This window comes from Planomonospora algeriensis (assembly GCF_977012225.1).
Genome location: NZ_CDRNDK010000413.1, coordinates 1 through 5,533, shown reverse-complemented (window position 1 = coordinate 5,533; position 5,533 = coordinate 1). Strand labels below are relative to the sequence as shown.

The window sequence follows — 5,533 nt, the reverse complement described above, 5'->3', positions numbered from 1 at the left end:
CGCATCACGCCGAATCGCTTGCAGCTTGACATCTACGCTCCTGGGATGTCTTTCAGGGCGCCTGTGGACCGACAGGGAGTCGAACCCTGGATTCCTGCTTGCAAGGCAGGCGTGATCCCGCTTCACCATCGGCCCGGAACGCGATCGCCGCGGCCGGGGTGCACCGCACCGATTCCTCGCCCATTCGGATTTCGCCTCCGAAATGAAAAACCGCCCGTCGGGTGGTGCGTCCCGGGGCGGCTGCCGTGCAGGTGATGGCTACACGGCGGCCCCGGGGGACGGCAGTCGGCCGCCGAGGGCGGCTCGCACACGCGGTGCGTTCCGCTGCGCGATGGTGTCGTACGCGTTCACGGCGGTCCTTTCCGTCCTCCGGCTGCTCTCTGTATTCGAAGATTAGGTTTCTCCATACGGAATGCCAAGCGGTTTTTCCGGGCCTTTCCCGGTGCCGGGATCGGAGCCGGGGTCCGGGCTGGGGGACGGTCCGGGGACGTACGGCCTGCGAAGCGGTCCACGCGGTCGACGACCGCGGTGAGCCCGTGACACGACCCCTGTGCGGGGCCGTACCGCCCCGCCGGGAGGGGAAACCCTCAGGACCGGGCCCCACCGGCCGATGGGACTCCGCAGGAGAAGCCAGAGCCGTCGCAAGGAGGCCGGGGTATGCGAACGGGCCGACGCGAGCGCGCCGTGCTCCCTGACACGGTCTCACCGCGTCCGTTGATCCGTTTCCTGGACGGTCCCGCGAGGCCGGGCGGTGTTCCGTACCGGGCGCCGTCTCTGTCGCCGGTGGCCGGTCTCGGTGCGCTGACCGTGTTCAGCGTGGCATGGTTCGTCCTCGGATTCGCGCACCCCATGGGCGCGTCCGTGGTGGCCTGGGTGCCGGTGGTCCTCAGTTCCTTCCTCGGCGTGCTCGCGTGCATGCGCACAGCGGGTTCCACGTTCCTGAACGTCGCGGCACGGCTGTTCTGGCGGCGGCTCGGCACGGTGGTGTTCCTCATCGGGATCGCCGGGGCCTGCAACGCGTACGACGCGGTCGCCGGGCCCGGCGCGCCGACGCAGCAGCTCAGGCCACTGACCACGGTGCTGTACCTCACCGCCGTGCTGTCCGCCCTCTGGACGCTGCTGCGGCTGCCGGTCGCGCGCCGCTCGCGTGGGGAGCGGATCACCCTCTGGCTCGACACGGGCGTCGTCATGCTGGCCGCCGGCCTGTTCGCCTGGTCCTTCATGGTGCACGGCTCGCCGGAGCTGGCCGCCGCCACGGGTTCGTCCCTGCCCGGGCTGGTCACCATCGTGATGGGTTTCGTCGCGGTGCTCACCGCCGTCAAGCTGGCGCTGGCCGGTGTCGGCCCGTTGAGCAGGAAGGCGCTGTCCGTCCTGGGGTTGGCGGTCCTGGTGGGGGCGGCGGGCGGGGCGCTCATGCCGCTGATCCAGTCCAGGCCGGATCTCAACGTCGCGCACGTCACGGTCCCGATCGCCTGTCTCCTCCTCGCGATCGCGGCCGAGCGGCAGCGGGAGGCGGAGCAGGAGGCCGCCCGCGCTCCGAGGCGACGCAGGCCCTTCAGCCTGCTGCCGTACGCCGCGATCGCGGCGATCAGCGGACTCCTGCTGGTCTCGACGCGTACGGCCGGCCTGGAGACCCGGGTGATCGCAGTGGGCGCGACCGTCATCACCTGCCTGGTGGTGGGACGGCAGATCCTGGCCTTCTACGACAACGCCGACCTGCTCGCCCGGCTGGACGCCAGCATGCTGGAACTGCGCCGGCACGAGCAGCGGTCGCGCTCGCTCGTGCAGAACTCCTCCGACATCATCGCCGTCACCGCCGCGGACGGGACTCTCGCCTACGTCAGTTCGAGCATCGAGCGCATCCTCGGCGTACCGACCGACCACTGGCTCGGCCGGCCCGTGGCCCACTGCGCCCACCCCGACGACGTTCGGCTCCTCGGCGAGATGGGCAGGCGGCTCAGGCGGGACCCGGATGCCACCGCCACCTGCCAGGTCCGGATGCGGCACGCGGACGGAGACTGGCGGTGGCTGGAGATCGTCGGCACGAACCGGATGGACGACCCCGGAATCCGCGGCATCGTGAGCAACGCCCGCGACATCACCGAGACCAGGCGGGTCCAGGACCAGCTGGCGCACCAGGCCACCCACGACGCGCTGACGGGGCTCGCCAACCGGATCCTGTTCACCGAGCGGGCGACGAGCGCCCTCGCACTCGCCCGTCCCGCGGCAGGGACCATGACCGGGACCATGACCGGGACCATGACCGGGACCATGACCGGGACCATGACCGGGACCATGGCCGGGGAAAGTCCCGCAGCCGGGACCGGTGCGGACACCCGGACCGGTGCGGACACCCGGACCGGCGCGGACACCGGGACCGGTGCCCGCGGGGTCGCGCTCGCCCTGGTCGACCTCGACGACTTCAAGACGATCAACGACCGGCTCGGGCACGCGGTGGGTGACGCTCTCCTGGTGGTCGTCGCCGACCGGCTCCGCGAGTGCGTCGGCGCCGATGGCACGGTCGCGCGGCTGGGCGGTGACGAGTTCGCCGTCCTGCTGTGGGACGTCTCCGCGGAGGAGGCCGACCGCATCGCCGAACGCGTCATCGTGGCGCTCGGCACCCCGGCCAGGGCAGCGGACCATGACCTGCTGGTGCAGGCCAGCATCGGCCTGGTGGCCGGCGGGCCGGACACGGACGCCAGTGAGCTGCTGCGCCGGGCCGACGTGGCCATGTACGCGGCCAAGGAACAGGGCAAGAGCCGCTACGTCCGGTACACCGAGGAGATGGACGCCCGGACCGTCGAGCACGCCCGGCTGGGCGCCGAACTGCAGCACGCCCTCGCCCACGGTGAGCTGTTCCTGCTGTACCAGCCCGTGGTGGTCCTGCCCGAGGGCGGGATCTCCAGCGTGGAGGCATTGGTGCGCTGGCGGCACCCGGAGCGCGGGCTGGTGTCCCCGGCGGAGTTCATCCCGGTCGCGGAGCGCAACGGGATGATCGTTCAGATCGGCGCCTGGGTGCTGCGGGAGGCGTGCCGCCAGATGGCCGAGTGGCGGCGGAGGTACGGTGACGCCGGGCCGCTGCGGATGGGCGTGAACGTCTCGCCCCGGCAGCTCCGGGAACCGTCGTTCGTGCAGGCCGTCACGGACGTGCTGCGGGAGACCGGGCTCCGGCCGGAGGACCTCCTGCTGGAGATCACCGAGACGGCCGTCTTCGACGGCGGACCGGCGCTGGAGACGGTGCGGACCCTGCACGAGCTCGGGGTCAAGCTCGCCCTCGACGACTTCGGCACCGGCCACTCCTCACTCGGGCTGCTGCGCACCTGCCCGGTCGACGTGCTCAAGGTGGACAAGCTGTTCGTCGACGGGGTGACGGGCACCGTCGAGAACTCGGTGATCGCCACCTCGCTGGTACAGATCGCCCACGCGTTGCGGCTGTACGCCGTGGCCGAGGGAGTGGAGACCGAGGCGCAGGCCAGGAGGCTGTACCAGCTGGGTTACCGCCTGGCTCAGGGCTTCCACTTCGCGCCGCCGCTGCCCCGGGAGGAGATCGGCCGCCTGCTGGCCGCCCGTGCGGCCGGCCTCGGCTCCGACCCTCTCGACCCGCCGGCCCTGGCCGGATGAGCCCGGCCCGCCTGTCCGGGCGGATCGGGTGTCCGGGCGAACCCGGTGTCCGGGCGGATTCGAAGAAGAAATCCAGGATGCGGTAAACCAGGGAGAGTGTTCGACCGTCCTGTGGGGTGGTCGCGAAGGAAGGCATCCCGCCGCCCCCGAAGGGCGGGGATGTGATTCCTCCGAGGGGGTGTGGGCGCCCTGGTCATCGTGCCCCGGTGACCAAAGGCGCCCTCCCCCGACGCGAGCGTGGCTTCCCCCTTCGATAACCTCACCCGCACCAGATGTATCTACCAGTAGTCGGCCGGTCGCACCAGGTGAATGTGCGAACACGAGGTGTGAACGCGCTCTCTTTTTTCGCTGCGACCTGGGATCTGGGACTGTCCATCCGGGATTGAGGCGTTCCTCCCTCGCGTGGCCGCGAGTCGGTGTCCCGGCGGGCCAGGGGCACGGCGGATCGGCGTCCCGTGTCCCGGCGGATCGACGTCCCACTGTCCTGGCGGACCGCGGACCGCGGACCGGGGGATACGGACGGGCCGGGGGCCGGGGATACGGATTTATTGATGCGACATCGCGAGAGGAAGACGGCAGGATGGTTCCTCTTGTGGATTCTGTGAGGAGCCGGCCGTGACCACCTACCGTCGCGACATCGACATGCTTCGCGACCGGCGTTTCAGCCTGCTGCTCGCCGCGCGGACCATCTCCGTCCTGGGCAGCTCGTTCGCCCCCGTCGCCCTCGCCTTCGGCGTCCTCGAACTGCCCGGCGCGACGGCCACGACGCTGTCGGTGGTCCTCACCGCCGAGGCGCTGCCGATGGTGGCGTTCATGCTCGTCGGCGGGGTGATCGCGGACCGCTTCCCCCGGCACCGGGTGATGATGGCCGGCGAGGCGCTCAACGCGGCGGCGTTCGCCTGCCTGGCCGTGATGCTGCTCACCGGCTGGACCCCGCTTCCCGCGCTGGTGGCGGCGTCGGCGTGCAGCGGCGTCGCGATGGCGGTCCTCTTCCCGGCGCTGACCGGGATCATCCCCGACGTCGTCCCGGCCGACCGGCTGCAGACCGCCAACGCCCTGCTGGGCCTGGGCGCCAACAGCTCACGTGTCGCCGGCCTGGTGCTGAGCGGCGCCACGGTGGTCCTGATCGGCGGCGGCTGGGCGCTGGCGGTCAGCGCCGCCATGTTCGCCACGGCGGCGGTCCTGATCGCGGCGCTGCGCCTCACCCCGGTGGAGCGTACGGCGGGCGAAGGGCACTCGGTCATCGCCGACCTGCGCGACGGCTGGCGTGAGTTCGTCTCCAGGCAGTGGCTCTGGGTGGTCGTCGCCCAGTTCTCCGTGCTGGTCATGGCCGTGCAGGCCGCGCACGGCGTGCTCGGCCCGCTGGTGGCCACCGAACGCCTCGGTGGGGCGTTCGCCTGGTCGATGATCCTGGCGGGCGAGGCGGTCGGCATGATCGGTGGCGTCTTCATCGCGATGCGGCTGCGGCCCCGCCGTCCCATCCTGGTGGCGACGCTGCTGACCGCGCCCACGGGCCTGCCGTACCTCCTGCTCGGATCGGGCGCCCCGCTGTGGACGATCGTCGCCGGCGCGGTCGTGATGGGCGTCTGCTTCGACGTCTTCGGCGTGCTGTGGAGCACCACCATGCAGCGTGAGATCCCGGCCGAGTCCCTGTCCCGGGTCAGCTCCTACGACGCCCTGGGGTCGCTGATGTTCGGCCCGATCGGCCTGCTGGTGGCCGGGCCGGTCGCCTCCCTGATCGGCCCGGAGCCCGCGCTGCTCGGCTGTGCCGCGATCGTCACGCTGTCCGCCGCCGCCGCGCTGCTCTCCCCCGGCGTACGCGGCTGCGCGCCGCGGAGCCCGTCACCGAGGCCGAGACCTGCGTTCCGCAGCTCCGGGCCGATCCATGCCACGTTCGGCCCTGAAACCGCAG

General features: G+C 71.6%; 2 protein-coding genes and 1 tRNA gene. 2 read left to right on the top strand and 1 reads right to left on the bottom strand.

Going from position 1 to position 5,533, the window contains the following annotated elements; genetic code table 11:
* Positions 1–64 precede the first annotated feature (64 nt).
* A tRNA-Ala gene (locus tag ACWJ6R_RS29020) sits at positions 65–135 on the bottom strand.
* A gap of 681 nt (positions 136–816) precedes the next feature.
* Here ACWJ6R_RS29020 and ACWJ6R_RS29015 point away from each other — a divergent pair.
* Positions 817–3,621, top strand: coding sequence for a putative bifunctional diguanylate cyclase/phosphodiesterase (locus tag ACWJ6R_RS29015; RefSeq protein ID WP_449065279.1), 2,805 nt, complete (start codon positions 817–819; stop codon positions 3,619–3,621).
* Positions 3,622–4,236: 615 nt separating this feature from the next.
* Positions 4,237–5,533: MFS transporter (locus ACWJ6R_RS29010; RefSeq protein ID WP_449065278.1), on the top strand; the 1,297-nt coding region annotated here is incomplete at its 3' end.